A 17,665-nucleotide genomic window follows, 5' to 3' on the forward strand; every position below is an offset into this window, starting at 1 on the left:
CCACTTCCCAATTTTTTATAGACAAGCTATTTCTTATCAAGCTTTTGTTTGTTGTTCCAGCGATTTCGGATCAAAATCGGAACGACTGTCAAAACGACAAAAACGACGACCGCGAAAAAGATGGTTTCCGGATTTCCGCTGACAAAACTGCTGCCGAGAAAATTGTAGGCAAATGTGCCAGGAATAATCCCGATGAACGTCGCCAGGGCAAAAGATGTGAAGCGAACCTTCGCAATAGCAGCCATGTAGCTGATTAAATCAAAGTTGATGACCGGGATTAAGCGAAACAGCAGGACATAAAGAAAACCGTTCCCTTCCATTTGGGCCTGTATTTTCCCGGCATTGCCTGTCCACTCTTTCTTAACGAAGCTTCTCCCTAATGTTTTGGCGACATAAAATGACAGCATAGCCCCAAGTGTCGCCCCGATGATTGTATAGACCGTTCCCATCCAGGCGCCGAAGGCTAAGCCGCCGGCAATCGACAGGACCGACGCTGGGAAAAAGACCAGTGGGCGGATGGTGTAGACGATGATATATATGACAGGCGCCCACAGCCCGAAGGACAAAATCCAGTTACGGAGATCGCTGGCGTCCACTTGAAAGACCGAGCGGCTGAGCCAGATGAGCAAGGCGACCACCACCGCCACCGCCAGCCATTTCGCTATTTGACGTTTATTCATGAGTTACGGATATGAGTTGAGATGCTTTCGTATCTTTTCCTCATATCTTCATAGCGTTGGCGGTTAACGCCGCCATCCGAATAGCCGACACGCGAAGCGGAACGGAACTCGATTCTTTCGGCCGCATCGTTAAAATAAAATTCGACGTCATCTTTGTATTTCATAATCTTGGTTGTCGCAATCGCGTACACGTAATGCTGCTCGTTTTGAAGGATTTTAACGCCCTCAAATCCTTTCAGCATGCCGATCAGATTCTTTTTCGCCTGCTCTTTGCTGCCGTGATACGGCCAGGCCGGCACCCATGATTCTGGATCCGGTGATTGGGACGAGACGGCATTTGGCGTCAGAGGCATTTCTTTCAAGCGTCCATTTTCCACACCGAGTTTCGGCTTCATATTATTCCTGATCGCCATATTGGCAATACTGATTCCTGCAGCAGCGGCCGCTCCGTAGAGAGCCACTTTCTGGGCCGGCAGTTCGCCGTCTTTCGCTTTATTGAACGTTTTCACAACCGGTTGGTTCAACAAATTGTCGACATACACCTTTTTGCCGATTTTTACGAGCACTTCGCTGTATGTCGGATACGGGTGAATGACACCCGATAATTTGCCCATATTGATGTTCAGCGACTTGATGGTCTGGATCTGGCTGATGATTTCACCGGCGCGGTCCCCTAAAATGCTTGCGCCCAAAATATACCCTTTTTTATCGAGGATAATTTTCACTTTGCCGATGCTGCCTTTTTTCGTATTGGCGCGGTCGAGGTCAGCGTATTCGTGTTCATAAATCCGAATCGAGTCGCCGTATTTCTCCCGCGCTTGTTCTTCCGATAAGCCCGAGCGTCCGAGTTCAGGATCCGTATATGTACACCACGTGACCCCTTCGTAATCCATTTTCCGGTTGATCGGCAGGATCGCATTTTGCGTCGCAAGGATGCCTTGTGCATTCGCCATATGCGACAATTGATAAGGACCGACCACATCGCCGATCGCATAAATCCCTTTAGCCGTTGTCTCCAAATGCTTGTCCACATGAATCCGCTTCGAATCATATTCCACACCCGCTTTTTCCAGCCCGTAGCCTTCGACATTCGCTTTGCGTCCGAGTGCCACAAGGAGTCCCGCACTGGTAACGGCGGTTTCCTTGCCGTCTTGCTGAATCTTCAACTCAATTTCTGCGCCTTTTTTCGCGGCTCCAACTGCCTCTGATGAAGTATGGATGGTAACCCCTTCATCCACGAGGCGCTGATGAATCATTAACGCCAGTTCTTCTTCGTCGTTCGACAGGATCCGTTCGGCTTTCTCAACAAGTGTCACTTTAACGCCCAAACGATTCAGCGCCTGGCTCAATTCGATACCGATCGCTCCCCCGCCAAGAATCGTCATCGTTTTTGGGAATGAATTTTGGGTGAAAATCGTTTCGTTCGTTAAATACGGCACTTCGTCCAGACCGGCGATTGGTGGAACCATCGGAGACGACCCGGTGGAAAGAATGATCCTTTTCGCTTGGATACGTTCCCCTTCGACGTCCAACTCTTTCGGTCCGACAAACGTGGCGTAACCGTTGATAAAATCGATGCCGGATTGCTGCAGCACTTCCGGAGATTCCCCCGCATAGACTTTTTGGATCACATCCTGAATGTCTTTCAGTACTTGTGAAGTGTCGATTTCGAGGTCCGGCGTATATTTTTTGGCGTGATGGATCTCTTTTGCAATGTTAATCAGCGTTTTGCTTGGGATACAGCCTGACCAGGTACATTCCCCGCCTGGCAGATTCTTATCGATCAAAACAACGCTTTTTGAAAAACCAGCTCCAGTAAACGCGGCTGTTAGCCCGGCAGCTCCGGCTCCAATTATTGCAATATCGTATTTTTTAACCATCTCGACCATTCCCCTCTTATCTCGAATTAACTACATCTTATCAAAAACCGAAAAGACTTACGCTTCGGACCCCTCGGCATTCCGTGAATATTTCGACACATTTTTCCCTATACAAAGAGGGGAATGCGGGTTATAAAGCAGGACATATTATATACTGAAAGCATCTTTAATACGAAAAGGTGAGATCCATGCTTGATACACACGCACGAAAACATGTTCAGCCCGTGTTCGAAAAAACCGCCGATTTTTTATTGAATAAAGGCTTTACGGCTGATGGTGTCACGAAAATCGCCTTTGCCATCGGCATTTCAACGGGGGTGTTCATCTACCTGGACCAGCCGATTTTGGCCGTGATCGCCTTGTGGTTTTCCGGCTTTTTGGACGCTGTCGACGGTACAATGGCCAGAAAAACCAAACCCTCCCCTTGGGGAACACTTCTGGACATCACCTTTGACCGATTAGTTGAAATCAGCGTCATTTTAGGTCTTGCCTTCCGCTTTCCTGATTCGATGTGGGCATTGCTTCTATTGAGTGTATCCATTATTGTCGCCATGACCGTATTTTTGACCGTTGGCGCCTTATCGGAGAAACAAGGGACGAAATCGTTCTATTACCAGGCCGGGCTCGGGGAACGGACGGAAGCCTTTATCCTGTTTACGTTGATGATCCTCTTTACGCCTTACCTGACCGCTATTACGTTCCTCTTTATCGCAGTCCAAATTTTCACGATTTTCCAACGTATGGCAGAAGCCAAACGAATTTTGATGTAAAGAGGAGTGGATCCGTATGAAGATACTTGTGCTGGTAGGCGGTGGACACGCGCATCTCCATTGCCTGGAACAGTTGACGAAAGATGCGTTGGCGAATGTGCAGGTGCTGCTGATTTCTCCTTCCATCCACCAATATTATTCTGGTATGTTTTCGGGCTTCACTGAAGGCACATACAGCCTCGAGGACATCCGCATCGATCTGAAGAGGCTCGCCGAAAAGATTGGCGCCGCCTTCGCCCAGGATACAATCGTCTCAATCGATCCCAACGCGAGGAAGCTGACGGGTGAGAGCGGCAAAAGCTACCGTTACGACAGGGTATCGTTTGATATTGGCTCACAGACAGCTATCCCCTTGCCACTGAAAGAATATGTATCATCAATCAAACCGAATTACCGCTTTCCGGATCAATTGCTTCAGCTGCGACAGACCGCGCATCCAGTTGTGGTCGGAGGCGGCGCTTCCGGAGTCGAGTTGGCCTTTTCCATCCAGGCATGGCGCAAAGCGCACGGGCTGCCACTGAATACTGCGCTGTTCAGCTCGACTGCCCTGCTAAGCAGCCAAGGGCGAGCCGCCTCGCAGAAAATTACAGCCGTTTCGCGCAAAAAAAGATTACCGGTTTTCACCGGCGTAACCGTAGAATCGATTTCCGTCGAAAGCATCACCGCAAGTGACGGAAAGTCCTACCCGCAATCGGAGGTGTTGTGGCTGACGGGACCGAAAAGCGCTGAGCTGTTCAGTCATTCCGGACTGCCCACCCTTGATGGTGGATTCCTGTTGGTCAACGACCGGCTTCAAAGCTTAGCGCATCCCGACATTTTTGGTGCCGGCGATTGCGTCTCCATCGACCGCTATCCGTCTCTCGCCAAAAACGGCGTCTACGCAGTGCGGCAAGGCCCAGTCCTGTGGAACAATCTCAAAAACAGCTTCTCGACGGGCAAACTGATGCCATTCAAGCCGCAAAAACGCTTTGTCTCCATCCTTTCCACCGGCGGCAGTGAAGCGTTATTGACCTACGGCAACCTGCCGCTCCACGGAAAACTGCCGTGGAACATCAAAATGCGCATCGACCGGAAGTTCATGCAGCGGTACAAGGACATATATGAATGATGTATTAATCGGGAGTGCGGCAGACTTTTTTCAAACTCGTTTTTTATTCTGATTTTTTTCGGAACTTCCTTAGGGCTGCCCCCGTATTTGACCGAAAGAAAAAGTCAGCGGACACCGAAGTGTGTCCGCTGACTTTTTTGTGGACTCGCATCTAAGCTGAATACCTTCAGCGCTCCCAGATTGTCATCTCCACTTTAATAATCCATTTAAATCCGAAAAAACATAATCCGGCTCCAAGCCGAGTTGTTCTATCGGCAGGTTTTGACGATTGATCCAAGCCGTTTGAAAGCCGAAATTTTTAGCTCCAGAGATATCCCAGCCGTTTGATGACATAAATAAGACTTCATGCCTTTCCAGGTTCAGTTTCTTCATTGCGTATAGATAGGAGGCCGGAGTCGGCTTAAACTGTTTGATTTCATCTATACTGAGCATTTCTGAAAATAAATTTGTTAATCCGGCATTTTCAATCAGAGGATCCAGCATATCATGCGACCCATTGGAAAACACCACCAGTTTCTTCTCTTTCAGCTCAGTAAGCACTTCCTCAACTTCTGTGTAAAGCGGCAACCGGAGATACGCTTCAAACAACTGCTGTTCGTTTTGTTCGGTCGATTTTTGGCCATTTTCTTCAAGTGCATATTTTAATGCTTCAAGGGTAATTGAATAGAACGCAGCATAGTTCCCCATCAGCTGGCGGAGCATGAAATATTCAACTTGCTTGGATCTCCATGTCCGGCTGATCCTCTCGCCATAACCCGGATACAGCTCCTCGCATTCATCTTTAATTGCGCTTACATCAAACAGCGTTCCATAGACATCGAAAACAAAAGCTTTGATTTGAGTGTCCATTCGCATGCCTCCTATGTATTGGTAGGAATTTTTGTGTTGCCTTCTATCTGCAATATAGTCCTTTCAAGTTAACTGTCTATTTAAAGTCTACATTAAAAATCCTGCAAAATGTAAATTAACAGATTTTTTTGCAACTGATCAACCTGTGCGCAAACACCTTCATTGCTGATGAAACAATAGATGAATTCCAGTTGAATTTTTTGAAAATTCGTGATAATTTGAAGGTGTTAATGAAAAATGGGTTGATAAGATACATACCAAAGAGGAACAAGTTGTAATACATTGTCTTTATTTTACAGCCAATCGATTTGCCTGGAACATTATTAAATTGACTAAAAAGACATTCGATTTTGGTGACCTTGCCCCCGTATCTATATGACCATGATTCCGGTATTTTGGGACGCGAATTCTTCAAAGATTAGAGTAAAACACTCCATGTAGCAAGCAAGAAGTTGGAGGAAGGCCTTTAATTTTTTTCATTTACCCATACCAATTTGAAAGGGTGCATGATGATGGCGGAAAAGATATTGTTGATCGTCGGAGCAGGACCAGGGATCAGCTTGAGCACTGCGCGGAAGTTTGGAAGTAACGGGTTTAAAGTAGCCATGATTTCACGCACCAAGGAATCACTGCAAAAGTATGAAGATGAGCTGAAAAATGATGGCATCGACGCAACAGGGTTTCCTGGGGATGCCACTTCTGAGGAATCGTTGGCAACAGCCATTGATGAAGTGATCAACACGTATGGAAAAATTGATGTCCTCTTATACAACGCATATGCAGGAAGCCGCGGCAAACCAACCACATTAAGCGCGGAGCAATTAGTGGAAGATTTTAAAGTCAGTGTAGCCGGGGCCCTTACTAGTGTGAAACAAGCGCTTCCCCACATGGAAAATGGAGCGATCCTGTTAACAGGCGGCGGCTTGGCTCTTCGTCCTGTTGCGAACTATGCTTCGGTGGCGATCGGCAAAGCAGGCCTCCGCAGTTTAGCCTACAGCTTGCACCAGGAACTGAAACCTGCCGGAATTTATGTTGGCACCCTGACGGTTAAAGGGTTTGTAAAAGAAGGCACCTATTTTTCACCTGACAATATCGCAAATGCTTTTTACAGTATGTATGAAAATCAAGACGAAACAGAACTCCTGTTTGAACAAAAATGAAACCTTCTGCGCAACAAAAAGACCTAAGCCGAATTCGATTCGGTTTAGGTCTTTTTGATGGAACCAACACAGCTGTTTTCCAGAATATCAACAAATATTAGTTTTCAGTTTTACATATCTGTATTCCAATTCATACCTTAGTTTTTATTGATCACCTGTGCACCATTAGGCCCCGCCAGAATCACTTTGTGAGTCATATCGATAAACGGGTCGGTACAGTCCGGTTTCCACGACGACGCGCAAGAGCTTAAGCTCGTTGTGCAACGTGCGGGATCCCACGGTTTTTTACATTCTAAGAAGGAGTTAACCCAGAAATCTTCATTGAAGCATAAAAAATAAATCCTATGCCGGTCGATATAATAATAAATCTAATTACAAATCTTATACCTCTGGGTGTTTTAGAAGACATGAAGAAATCTAAAATACCATAAGTTAAAAATAGAATTCCTATTACAAAAGCGATGAAAATTTCCACCACACTCACCTCCAGATGAAATGATTTATTTCTCTCCGCAATTACTCACCAATCTTTTCTATGTATAGCTCATTACGTTTTCGCTTCCCTGAGACTAACACAATTAATATCAAGCAGTGTTCCAAACCGTTGCCATTCCTGAGGAGACATACTTTCCAATATATTTTTCAGTCCTTATAAGAACTTAAAAATGCACTCTCTAATTCCTGTAGCGTTAACCCAGTGACCTCTTCAAAGCTTTCTTCAAAATTCCGCGTTTCGTCCACAGAATCAATGATTTGCGTAATCACTTCTTCCCCATGTTCCGCAGTAAGGAACTCTAACGCATAATAACTTTGCATATACGGACTCGCCAGTGAAGCTGAGAAGGCTGCCTCCCATTGCCCGATGCTGTTTAATTGGGCAAAAGGAATGGTCTCAAAATGCGGATAATACACCTGCTCCGGATCATTACTGGCGTATTCAGCAACTCCTTCTATAAACCACGTCGGATAATGGCTCGGATTCGAAACTCTGCGATAAAATGCATAATGGTTGTATTCATGCAGCAGTATCTGCTGGAAACCGTACAAGGCAAGTTCATCTTCAGCCAATAAAAGTTCCTTCCCTGAATTATGAATGGCTATGACTTTTTGAAAATTAGAATAGTAGGCATCCTTAGCACCAAGCAACTTGAACCCATTCATCTCCACAAAGTTCTCATAAACCAGTAAATCAAACGGTATGTTGTCGGTTTCCCCGAAGAGTTCCCCATTTCTCTCAATAGCCAGGTCCAAGGTTTCTTTGGTGAGCGGCAACAGCTCAGAGAAATTCTCTTCATAGTAGATAGAGATGTGGCGGTGATCTTCCCGCATCGAAGATTCTTTCAGTTGTTTTTCACCTTCCCCATCCGCATTTCCAGTTATAAAACCGTTCATCGCTTGAATATATGTAAGATCTGTATCAAGAGGTTCTACCCCTATTTTATACACGATAAAACTTCCGCCTAATAGCAGCAGCAAGATGATTGAAATAATCAAGGCTCCAACGGAAAGGAGTATTTTCTTCGATTTCTTCATGCAATCCCCCTTTTTCTGTTCTGTTGGACTTGTTTCGGCGCTCTGTCCGGCATTCCAGTTGGAAATCCACCTTAAAATCACGGTCAAACCAATTCCTTACCTCAAATCAAATCCTCAATTCATCAACGATTCGCTCTTTCCATTTTGTGCTCCAGTATGCTCATTTTCTTTCTTATCCTTCTTCAGCATTCTTTCGATTGGCGGGTAGAGCATAAATAAAGGCGCCAGCATATACACCATTTCTCTCAGCAAATTAAAATTAACCGGCGACCAATTCATGCCCCCAACTGTCATCCCTATTAATAGACCCGCCAGCAACGTACTGATGACGCCACTCTTCACAACACTGACTTTTTCCTGGACCAGCATATTAACAGCTCCGGCCAATACCAGCAACGCCCACAAGAAGATCAATCCAACTGCTGTAATCCGTTCAAAAAAAGAGTTCCACAAAAAAGGGGGCAGCACATAAAGAAAACTGACAAGAGGATATTTCCATCTTTTCATTTCCCTCGCTCCTTTCACCGATTTTTTCTGAACTAAATTTTTCCATATTTCTACTTTATCAAATACTCGGAGCAATTCCTACAGGAAAACAGAATTGTCAGAATATAAACAGAAAAGAAGGAACTTCAATTGAAGTTCCTTCTATATAAATTACTCATTTATTGTCCTGCGTCGCTCACTCAGAATAGAAATCGCATAAATTACAGACAAAATTATCCCCAGAAGCAAGGCTGCCAATAAACCGACCATTCCTTGAAAGCCAATCCAACCCACGGTGAATACCAGAAAAAAGAATTGATAACAAATTCCGAACAAAATAATCACTAGAGGTACATTGAAAGGAAAGAGACGATTCCAAGCTTTAACGAGGAACAGCAAAATAACAGCCAGTGCAATCAAAATGCCAGTCTGTAATGAGCTCCAGCCAAATTCAATACGAGACTGTGCCTCTTCACCAAAAGCAGTGTCTGTTGTGCTCATTAAGTCGGCAAACGTGAAAATGATTGTACTGACACCCAGCAATAAAACGACGACGAGAATTATCCGGTTTATTTTTTTTACACTGTTTTTGTTTTTCATTTTCAACCTCTTCAACCCCCTCGCCCTTATCCAGTAATTATCCCTCGTACTCAATCGTTTTCTTTATATACTCGGCATCACTTTCATCAATTTCATAAAAAATAACCTGGTCCCAACTTTCCCCAACACGGCGTCCAATAATTGCCACATCATTGTCGAACCACAATTTCGAATCAATTAAGCCAACCGAATCTTTCGGATTGTTTAATTCAATATATAAATCTGGACTTTCCAGATCTACATTCACGTTATCTACTTTCTCCCAGTTCAAATAAATCATCAGAAAGTTATCCATGATTAACGGGTTTTCTGAATCCGTATAAACCTTGTGGTAATCCACCCGATCCGGATTCCCATCATTCTGATAACCAATTTTTATTTCCTTCGTCACTTCGGCGTTGCTTACAGTACCGGCAAAAACACCGCCTAAAAAAATTAGACCCGCAATAATCACACTGCAAATTATTTTCACTGTTTTACTCACCTAAATCTCCCCCTCGGAAATTTTTATACACAACGATTTAGTACGAAGTATTTTACCCTCTATAAATATACCAATAATCCCCATTTATCACCATAAAAAATCGGAATGTTCAAACATTATAGGGGTGTTTAATATTAAGCTTCCCAGCTAATAAAGTCTTCGCAAATGCATATCTCTGCAACAAAAGAAAAAGAAGAAACTCAACACTGAGTTTCATCCTGATGTTAAAAATATTGAAAGCTGAAAAAGTGCCGATTTAAAATTAATCTATACTCCCCCATTCTTGCAGGGAGTTATTGAATCAAATTTTATCAGAATTTATTGTTTCCATTTTGGGTTATTATAAATTACACTAAACTCAAATAAGAGGCGACTTTAGCTTTATAAAGTTATACATAGTCAATAAAGAAAGAAGATGAGGGGCAATGAGATTGCAAAATATTACAGTGACCCTTGGTGGAAAGGGTATTGGAGCTTTCCGATCTTAGACCCCATAAATAATACAATATCAACATATTCGGAAAAGTAATCTAAGTCAATTCTTCTCACGTTTTAAAAGAAAGAACAAGAAACGGAGGTGAAAATAATGATCAACAAAAAATTCGGGTTAATACTCGCTGCGGGAGTTTTGTCACTCGCAGCATGTGGAGAAGAACAAACGGGATCCAATGAAGATCCTGAACCAGAAGTGACGGAGCAGGAAAGTCCTGCTGAAGAAGAAGAAGCTGAAGAAGGTTCTGTGGAAGACAGTGCACCTGAGGCCGTTAGCGGTGCTGCTTCTGAGTTATTCTCAAATGGTGAATCTACCAGTTTCGTGTTTAATGAGACAGGAGAGTTCTCTATCTTTTGCGAGCCGCATCCGAACATGGTAATGACTGTCCTGGTAGAGGAAGGTGCAGAACTAACGGATGAAGTCGCAGTGACTATTGCCGATCTTGAATTTGGTGAAGAAACGATTACTGTCGCCCCCGGAACAACTATAGTGTGGACCAATCAGGACGAGGTCCAACATAATGTCGCGTTTAAATAAGCAAGCTGTTCACGCTTTTTTCGAAGAAATTGAAGAAGGTGTAGAAGCGATGAAAGAAGCTTGGAAATTCTTTTTAGCTATACAGAAAGAGCTGCGTCGCTAATTTAGAGTGACCCAATAAAATGAGACAAGGAACAAGCACCCCCAGCGTCGTATGTAGTATAACCGACAAACTGGAGGTGTTTTCTGTATGGGTTCAAAAAAGCGATTCCATCCAATGACAATTTTTCACTCCATCTTTCTGCGCTCATTAAATTCATACCGCTTATATTTCATCATAGAAAAAATACCCAAAGCAGGTCCTATCGCTAATAATGAAAAGACCCATTCCCACCCAATAATTCTTTGCATCATAGGTATAAGATTTATCGAAAATATGGTTATCAGGAAACCGATGCACATTTGAAAAGTAAGGGCTGTCCCGACGTATTCAGCTTCTGCTTCCTCGGAAGCCGCTGCCGAAAATTGGGCAGAGTCTGAAATAACAGACATCCCCCAAATGATAGAAAGTATTAACGTTAACCAAATAAACTGACCAAATGTAAACCCGATGACCAAACAACAGATTGCACTTATAAACATAGAAATAATCGCTAGATTGGATCTTCCAATTTTATCTGAGATTACTCCGCCTATTACACATCCAATGCCTCCTGCAACTCCTATTGAAACAAAGGAGGCCAAGGCAATGAATTGAAAAGAAGTCTCTGGTGAATAACTGGTGAAGCTGGCAGCCAGAAAAACAGGAAGCCAGGTCCACATCGCATACAGTTCCCACATATGCCCAAAATAGCCGTAGGCCACAAGCATGACGGGTTTGTTCGTTATTACTTTTTTTATTAATTTAAACGAGAAAGGTTCCGGTTTTTTTGATGTTTTTGGAGCATCCTTTAATACCACTTGGACAATGATCGCAGCCAGTAAGGCTAGGGAGGAGCTGGTCATCAGCACTAACTCCCAATTTAATGCAGAAAAAAATATGATAATGAAATGTGCCAAAGACGATCCTAAGGTTAATGCGGCTATTAAGATACCCATAGCTAACCCTCGCTTTGTCGGAAACCATTGAGATAGCATCTTTACAGCTATGGGATAAACACCAGCAAGAGCTAAACCCGTCAGTATTCTTAGTAAGATACCCAAAGAAGCATGATCAACCACTATAAGTAAGGCATTTAAAATTGCTCCTGCTACTGCAGAAAGTGCAAAGATTTTTCTGGAATTATATCGGTCTGCAATTCCTAAATACGAAATGACCAATGCACCTATTACAAAACCAATCGGAACAGAAGCAGTCAGCCAAGCTTCTAAATTAGCACTAAGGTTCCAATTTCTACTTAGTTCCGGGGCAATAACAGATGCACTGAACCATAAACTCAGTGCAAATAACTCTGCTAATCCAATCCAAAATAATGCTCTCCAAGAACCTCGAATCATTGTAACCCCCCTATTTTTAAATATAGGTAATTTTAAGAGGTACGCTAATAAAAATCGGCAATAGCTTATCATAAGTATTGCCGATTCCTATAATCTTCTATTCTGATTGTTGTTCAAAGGTGGACCCGCATATTTCTATTTCATCAAGACTCCTACCCGCGAAAGGCATTGAGAATGGCATGTCTTTTACTCACTTATCAATACAGTAAGCGGTTCTCCCGCCATCCGAGATAATGATCAACATTATAGGAGCAAAATGGCCTTTGAGTAAACTGGTTCATTAAGGTCAAATGAGGTTAAATACTTGTGGATATTAGTGTCCCTTTTTCTCTCCATTTTACAGTTGATGCTATTTCTTTAAATGTTATCAGAACCTAGTAAGAAAGCTAGGAAGTTTTAAAACACAACCTTTGCAGATAGAAACAAACTTGAATAGACAATCTCCTCTGCAAACAAAAGAAAAAGAAGAATCGCAATACTGCGCTTCTTCCTCTATTTTCCCCATTCTATTATTTCCGAATGCTCATCATTTCCTCAAATTCCAGTTCAAAACTTTCATACCGCTCCATAGCTTCTGTGGGATTCGGCACGTGCTCCAAGACTTCATCTTGTGTATACACTTTCCCACCTTTGATGACCAGCTCGATCGCTTTAGTGTTTTTGATATCCTCAAGCGGATTTTCGGTTAAGACGAGCAAGTCAGCCAGCTTCCCTTTTTCAATGACTCCCCTGTCCTCCAGCCCGATCGATTGGGCCGCTTTTATGGTCGCTGCCTGCAATGTTTCCATTTCGGAAAAGCCGTTTTCGACGAATAGCTCCAACTCCCTGTGCAAAGCCATTCCAGGATAAGTATATACGCCTGCCGGTGTATCTGTTCCGGTTACGACCGTTCCGCCCATGTCGAAATAGATTTTGCTTACTTTTTTCGTAAATGCCAGAATCTGTCCCAGCTGTTTTTTCAATCCATCCTGGTATCCAGCCATGTTCTCCCACTGTTTATTTAAATGGAATTCTCCTGATACGCTTTCAGAAATCCTGTTTTCAGGATTCCAATAATCAGGATATTGCATAACTTGATCACTGAGCACCAAGGTCGGGCACAGCTTCACTTTGTATCGGATCATCTCTGTGCATAATTTTTTTATGGCATCCTCATCCGGCTCTGTCCAGTTTATTTTATCCCATTCTTCGGGATCCGCTTGCGTACTCCATTTCGGATAGAGCGTCTGCAAAAAGCCCGACGCATGTTCGAACCATGTGACCCCCATTTTTGCTGCATCGAGCGCATTGACCTCAAATGAATGCAGTAAATCGCAGCTCACTTCGATGTTATGTAAAGCAGCTTCTTCCACCACTGCTGCCATTTCCTCTTCCTTCAGCCACCCATATACTTTAATGAAATCCGCACCGGCAGCTATTTGGCGCTTCACTTCATTTAGGGCCGCATCAGGTGTATGCGCATTAAAATTGCCGAAGCTATCAGGTCCCCACAAGCCGGGCGGGCCGTCAATCATGCGGTCTGCCGAATAGATTCGCGGAGTCGGCGCATCGGAAGGAGCCTCAATCAAACTCTTTAATTGAAGAACATTTCCTGCCGTATTTCTTATAGTCGTTACGCCAGAAGCAACAAACTGCGGAGCAAACCCATCTAATATATGGCAATGCATATCAATCAAACCGGGGAGAATATACTTTCCTTCGAGGTCTATTTCTTCAATATGATTCGGAATTTCATCCGCTCCTTTATAAATTTGTTGAATCAGCCCGTCCTTTATCTCGATTGAACCTTTGTCTACCGACCCTGTTGCCACATCGATTATTTGAACATTTTTTAACAGATATTGCTTTGTCATGCTTCATCATTCCCTTCTATCCGTATTAATTCCATCATATAGAAGCCAGTAAAAATGAAACCATAATTTTCATATAGTGGAAAACACAAGGTTGTTGACTGTATATTTATAGAAAGGACTTGTATCCAGACAGGAGGGTAATTTTATGGAGCCATATGGAGGAACCCTTAGGCAGTTTCGAAAGCAAAAGGGCTATACGATTGCTGAGCTTGCGAAAGGAATAGTATCCGTTTCTTTTTTATCGAAATTTGAACGCGGCGAGTCAGAAATCTCTCTTTCCCATTTTCATAAGATGCTGGGAAAATTATCTCTTTCTTTTGAGGAATTTTTCTTTGTCCATAACCAATACATCCAAGACGCTTTTGAAGTTTTCTTTAATTCGGCTGACGACGCTTACCATTCACGTGACCTCAGTGCGCTAAACGAATTGAAAGTGGCTGAGAAGCAAAAATGGGAAGAGCTCGGACTTGAGACAGCCCGCTGCAACTTGGCGATGCTGGAAGTATTTGAAAGCATCCTTCAAGACCAGGAGATCAAAGTAGGAAAGGAAGAGTTTGATTTTTTATGCCAATACTTTTTTAAAGTTGAGGTATGGGGATATTACGAACTGAGATTATACAATTCAACAATTTTGCTTTTACCGCCCCAACTCGTGATTACACTTTCAAAAACTGCTTATGTTAAAAGTCATCGCTTTAAAGAGCTTCCCAAAAATCACAAAGCCATCGTCAGTATATTGATGAACACCTTAATCTATTTGATCGGCGGTCAGTTTACTCATTCCTATATACAGCATTACGAAACCTTTAAATCCTATTTAGTGAGCATGGGGATTAAGGAACAGGACCTGTTTACCAAAAGTTATCTATTGTTCATTGAAGGGATATACCAAATCAAAACAGGAAATCGCGAAGAAGGCATTGAACAGGCCGAGTCTTCACTCAGCATTCTCGAAAAATTGGATGCACCCAATATAGCATTCGGGCTTAGAACGTATTTAGATTTGATTTTGAAGTATACTGCCTAATTGAAAACCTATGTATGCTTTATATTCTCCAGAAAATAATTTTCTCTTCAATATTAGAGAACATGATTAATGCAAAGCCTCATCTCTTGGTATATGATTTTTTAAACCGAAGTATATAATGAGAGAGTTTCAATAGAAACTAAATAGTTCTGCAACTGGAAACGATCTTAACTGGGCTAAGAGCAAGGATGAAGAATATGGAATTTGCTATAATGATTTTAGGTTTAATTATTTTTCTGTTTCTAACATATACGCTCTTTTTTGCAGAGGATCCCGATTCCCTTACCACTTTAATAATGTTTGCAAGCGGCTCTGCATTTGTTCTCTATTTTATTTCAATCAGACTTTCAAAAAGTAAAAAAACGGAGTGAAATCAGAAAGCATCCTGCACCACAATACTTAGGAGGAATAGAATGACTGATTTTATGGTTGGATCAATGCTCTTTGTTGTACATTTAATAACTGTTAGCTTAGCTTTCGGTATCTTATCTTCCATATTTGTAAGAAATGCGAGAAACGGGTATATCTTCTTAACCGTTATTTTGCTATCCGGTGCTTATACTTTGTCCGTCGTGTTTGACTTCTCCGTAGCCCTTGGCTATTCGATTTTGTTTATGTACCTCTGTTTAGGAATTTTGACGTATTTTAATATAAAGCGAAAAAAAGCCCATCAAGTTGAGGGAGAGTAAAAGTTAAAATCGGTACCCAGGCAAAGAAAATATTATTTGCAGTTACCAGAAAAAGGAGTGATCCTATGGGCATGTTAAGACTTCTTGATGATTTGCTAGGTGGAGTTGTTGATGTATTTAAGCTTATTGGTTATTATTTCGCTGGTGCACTCATTGTTACAGGACTAATATATGGAATTGTATTTATAATTGAAAAGATAACGCATTACTTCTATTAAAACATGTCTAAATGTCTTCTAAATCTTTAATTTTAAAAGAATATCCATCAAGCAAGGGCTAGTTCACGCATTTTAAGCCGCCTTTTCTCATCATGAGTTCTACGTGTTGCGGTTATTCGGTGCTCAGGAAGTTAATCCGGCGTTCAACGAGATATTCCGGCGCTCAGAAAATTAATCCGGCGTTCGCCTAATTTGCAGCATCCGAAGTAAAAATCCATTTCAAAGCAACCTGAAGAGCCCTCCATTTTTGGAGGGCTCTTCAGTATTTCATGACAACCGTGGTCGTTATTCGACTCATTTCAAATCAACCGCTGCAAACAAAATATCCTGATAGAGGTCACTCCAATCATGATAATTATCCGAAACTTCACGGATTGGAACTAAAATCCTCCTCGCGGATTCATGCTCCGCTTCAAAGGGATGCAATTTCTCGATGTCCATTCTGTAGAAAACCTGATAACCAATCTTGGGGTACTTTCCTTGTTCCTCCCAAAACTGATTTTCAGTATGGTCCACTACAATAAAACCTAACAGTTCGCAGCTCCCTGAAACATATCCCTCTTCCATAGCTTCTCTTTGAAAACACGCTTCGGGAGTTTCTCCCTCTTCAATATGTCCCCCAGGAAAATCCCATCCTCGCTGTTTCAAATCGACCAAGAGCAATTGATTCCCATAAAAACAAAATCCATGCACGCTGGTGATTAACCGTTGATCAGGAAGGGCTTCGCTCCTTTCCCATGATAGCTTGACTGTTGCTTCTCCCCATTTTACATACGAAACGGTCATTTATTGATTCTCCTTAGACTTCAAAATTTGCAGGATTTCACTATCCAATAACATAATTCATTTTATATAATTTTCATTTACAGACAATATAACTTATAAAAAGAGAACCAAGCGCTTATATGTAAGCCGCTTGGTTCTTTAATAGATGCCAGCGAAGAATGTTTATGTAAGATCGTTCATCATTTTACTTATTCACGCAACCAAGCCAGTTTGATCTGCGAATTGAATTAGCAGCTAATTCTCATCCCGATACCGGCATTTAATCGCCTCTTTTAGAAGGACTTCAATGCGTGAACGTTCGCTCGCATGTGAAAGAATCCAATCCAATTCCGAAGAAACCAATTGACGGATTTTCTTGGAAGCTTTTTGATGATGCATTGGAGTAATTTGTTCGAAAATGCCCTCCACTTCATTTAAAACAGCATTCGGCAAAGAACGATGGAGCGTTTTTAATCCCAGTTGTGCACGGTTTGGAGAATACTTGAATAGTAACACTTTTCCCAAATGCTGCATCACATTGGTTAACATTCTTACAGCCCAGATGTCATTTCCCCGCTCTACCGCCTTATTGTATTGAAACAGGAACCAGGCAACATCCGTTATATCATCGTTAAGTTCACTTTCACTAATTTCCAGACTTTGCGTTTCAACAAATTCATCTAATAAGTTATTGGGATCGTGCAAGCTTTTAAAATAATCTTTTTGAGTAAAAGACTCTTTTGTAACAGTAAATAAATCGATGTGCAGTAAGTTATCAAACACCGCTATGATTTGCGGTGCAATAATGTGTATATCATCATAAAAAATAATATCACGATAAGCTTTCAGGTGTTCCAGGCGTTCTTCTAAGAAGGTCTCTTCGTCTTTTTGTTCTACTAAGCAATAAAGATCGATATCGGAAAACTCATCATGCTCATCTCTTCCCATCGATCCTTTTAAGAAAATAGCTTTAACCAGTTGATTTTCTTTTAGGCTGGAGCATATCTTTTCTACCGCTATTTCTTGCTGCAACATCTCTACCCCTCCACCCGTTTCGGCTTTTAAGCATTACATCAATATGTCGGATTTTCCTTTA

18 protein-coding genes are annotated in these 17,665 nt (G+C 42.3%); 7 read left to right on the forward strand and 11 right to left on the reverse strand.

The genetic code is table 11. From position 1 onward, the window contains the following. Nucleotides 1-26: 26 nt before the first annotated feature. Nucleotides 27-680, reverse strand: coding sequence for a TVP38/TMEM64 family protein (locus DHX103_RS06110; protein WP_422124389.1), 654 nt, complete (start codon nucleotides 678-680; stop codon nucleotides 27-29). Then, nucleotides 677-2,560, reverse strand: a complete 1,884-nt coding sequence (locus DHX103_RS06115) for an FAD-dependent oxidoreductase (protein WP_422124390.1) — start codon at nucleotides 2,558-2,560, stop codon at nucleotides 677-679. The genes DHX103_RS06110 and DHX103_RS06115 overlap by 4 nt, the downstream gene beginning before the upstream one ends. 188 nt (nucleotides 2,561-2,748) lie before the next feature. Between DHX103_RS06115 and DHX103_RS06120 the strand changes: the two genes are divergently transcribed. Together DHX103_RS06120 and DHX103_RS06125 are read left to right on the forward strand one after the other, a co-directional pair. Then, entirely contained in the window at nucleotides 2,749-3,330 is a 582-nt protein-coding gene (locus tag DHX103_RS06120) for a CDP-alcohol phosphatidyltransferase family protein (protein WP_422124391.1), read from the forward strand. A 16-nt stretch (nucleotides 3,331-3,346) separates the two neighbouring features. Continuing rightward, the gene (locus tag DHX103_RS06125) at nucleotides 3,347-4,438 is read left to right on the forward strand and encodes an FAD-dependent oxidoreductase (RefSeq protein WP_422124392.1); all 1,092 of its coding nucleotides are present in this window, start codon (nucleotides 3,347-3,349) and stop codon (nucleotides 4,436-4,438) included. 183 nt (nucleotides 4,439-4,621) lie between these two features. On the opposite strand, the gene DHX103_RS06130 is transcribed toward DHX103_RS06125, so the two are convergent. Further along, the gene (locus tag DHX103_RS06130) at nucleotides 4,622-5,287 is read right to left on the reverse strand and encodes a haloacid dehalogenase type II (protein WP_422124393.1); all 666 of its coding nucleotides are present in this window, start codon (nucleotides 5,285-5,287) and stop codon (nucleotides 4,622-4,624) included. A gap of 512 nt (nucleotides 5,288-5,799) precedes the next feature. On the opposite strand from DHX103_RS06130, the gene DHX103_RS06135 reads away from it, so the two are divergent. Then, on the forward strand, nucleotides 5,800-6,447 hold the full coding sequence (locus DHX103_RS06135) for an SDR family NAD(P)-dependent oxidoreductase (protein ID WP_422124394.1): 648 nt from the start codon (nucleotides 5,800-5,802) through the stop codon (nucleotides 6,445-6,447). A gap of 642 nt (nucleotides 6,448-7,089) precedes the next feature. Here DHX103_RS06135 and DHX103_RS06140 read toward each other — a convergent pair. The 4 genes from DHX103_RS06140 to DHX103_RS06155 all read right to left on the reverse strand — a co-directional run bounded on the left by DHX103_RS06140 (nucleotide 7,090) and on the right by DHX103_RS06155 (nucleotide 9,550). Further along, nucleotides 7,090-7,980 carry a peptidase MA family metallohydrolase gene (locus tag DHX103_RS06140; protein WP_422124395.1) on the reverse strand — a complete coding sequence of 297 codons (891 nt, stop codon included), beginning with the start codon at nucleotides 7,978-7,980 and terminating at the stop codon, nucleotides 7,090-7,092. Between the two features lie 114 nt (nucleotides 7,981-8,094). Next, nucleotides 8,095-8,487 (reverse strand): hypothetical protein, encoded by a 393-nt coding sequence (locus tag DHX103_RS06145; protein WP_422124396.1) that lies wholly within the window; start codon nucleotides 8,485-8,487, stop codon nucleotides 8,095-8,097. Between the two features lie 150 nt (nucleotides 8,488-8,637). Further along, nucleotides 8,638-9,066, reverse strand: a complete 429-nt coding sequence (locus DHX103_RS06150) for an RND transporter (protein WP_422124397.1) — start codon at nucleotides 9,064-9,066, stop codon at nucleotides 8,638-8,640. Nucleotides 9,067-9,103: 37 nt separating this feature from the next. After that, nucleotides 9,104-9,550, reverse strand: a complete 447-nt coding sequence (locus DHX103_RS06155; RefSeq protein ID WP_422124398.1) for a hypothetical protein — start codon at nucleotides 9,548-9,550, stop codon at nucleotides 9,104-9,106. 586 nt (nucleotides 9,551-10,136) lie between these two features. On the opposite strand from DHX103_RS06155, the gene DHX103_RS06160 reads away from it, so the two are divergent. Next, nucleotides 10,137-10,580, forward strand: coding sequence for a plastocyanin/azurin family copper-binding protein (locus DHX103_RS06160; RefSeq protein WP_422124399.1), 444 nt, complete (start codon nucleotides 10,137-10,139; stop codon nucleotides 10,578-10,580). Nucleotides 10,581-10,808: 228 nt separating this feature from the next. Here DHX103_RS06160 and DHX103_RS06165 read toward each other — a convergent pair whose 3' ends face one another. Continuing rightward, nucleotides 10,809-12,017, reverse strand: coding sequence for an MFS transporter (locus tag DHX103_RS06165; RefSeq protein WP_422124400.1), 1,209 nt, complete (start codon nucleotides 12,015-12,017; stop codon nucleotides 10,809-10,811). A 509-nt stretch (nucleotides 12,018-12,526) separates the two neighbouring features. After that, a complete protein-coding gene (locus tag DHX103_RS06170; protein WP_422124401.1) occupies nucleotides 12,527-13,870 on the reverse strand; it encodes an amidohydrolase family protein in 1,344 nt (447 codons plus the stop codon). A gap of 145 nt (nucleotides 13,871-14,015) precedes the next feature. Here DHX103_RS06170 and DHX103_RS06175 point away from each other — a divergent pair, with 145 nt between their 5' ends. The 3 genes from DHX103_RS06175 to DHX103_RS06185 all read left to right on the forward strand — a co-directional run bounded on the left by DHX103_RS06175 (nucleotide 14,016) and on the right by DHX103_RS06185 (nucleotide 15,804). Further along, entirely contained in the window at nucleotides 14,016-14,897 is an 882-nt protein-coding gene (locus DHX103_RS06175) for a helix-turn-helix domain-containing protein (protein ID WP_422124402.1), read from the forward strand. Nucleotides 14,898-15,310: 413 nt separating this feature from the next. Continuing rightward, nucleotides 15,311-15,586, forward strand: a complete 276-nt coding sequence (locus tag DHX103_RS06180; RefSeq protein ID WP_422124403.1) for a hypothetical protein — start codon at nucleotides 15,311-15,313, stop codon at nucleotides 15,584-15,586. Between the two features lie 65 nt (nucleotides 15,587-15,651). Next, nucleotides 15,652-15,804, forward strand: a complete 153-nt coding sequence (locus DHX103_RS06185; protein WP_422124404.1) for a hypothetical protein — start codon at nucleotides 15,652-15,654, stop codon at nucleotides 15,802-15,804. A gap of 294 nt (nucleotides 15,805-16,098) precedes the next feature. Here the strand turns inward: DHX103_RS06185 and DHX103_RS06190 are convergent, their stop codons facing one another. Beyond that, nucleotides 16,099-16,590, reverse strand: a complete 492-nt coding sequence (locus DHX103_RS06190; protein WP_422124405.1) for an NUDIX hydrolase — start codon at nucleotides 16,588-16,590, stop codon at nucleotides 16,099-16,101. A gap of 234 nt (nucleotides 16,591-16,824) precedes the next feature. After that, entirely contained in the window at nucleotides 16,825-17,604 is a 780-nt protein-coding gene (locus tag DHX103_RS06195; RefSeq protein ID WP_422124406.1) for a nucleotidyltransferase domain-containing protein, read from the reverse strand. Nucleotides 17,605-17,665 lie beyond the last annotated feature (61 nt).

This window comes from Planococcus daihaiensis (assembly GCF_049262615.1).
GTDB lineage: Bacteria > Bacillota > Bacilli > Bacillales_A > Planococcaceae > Planococcus.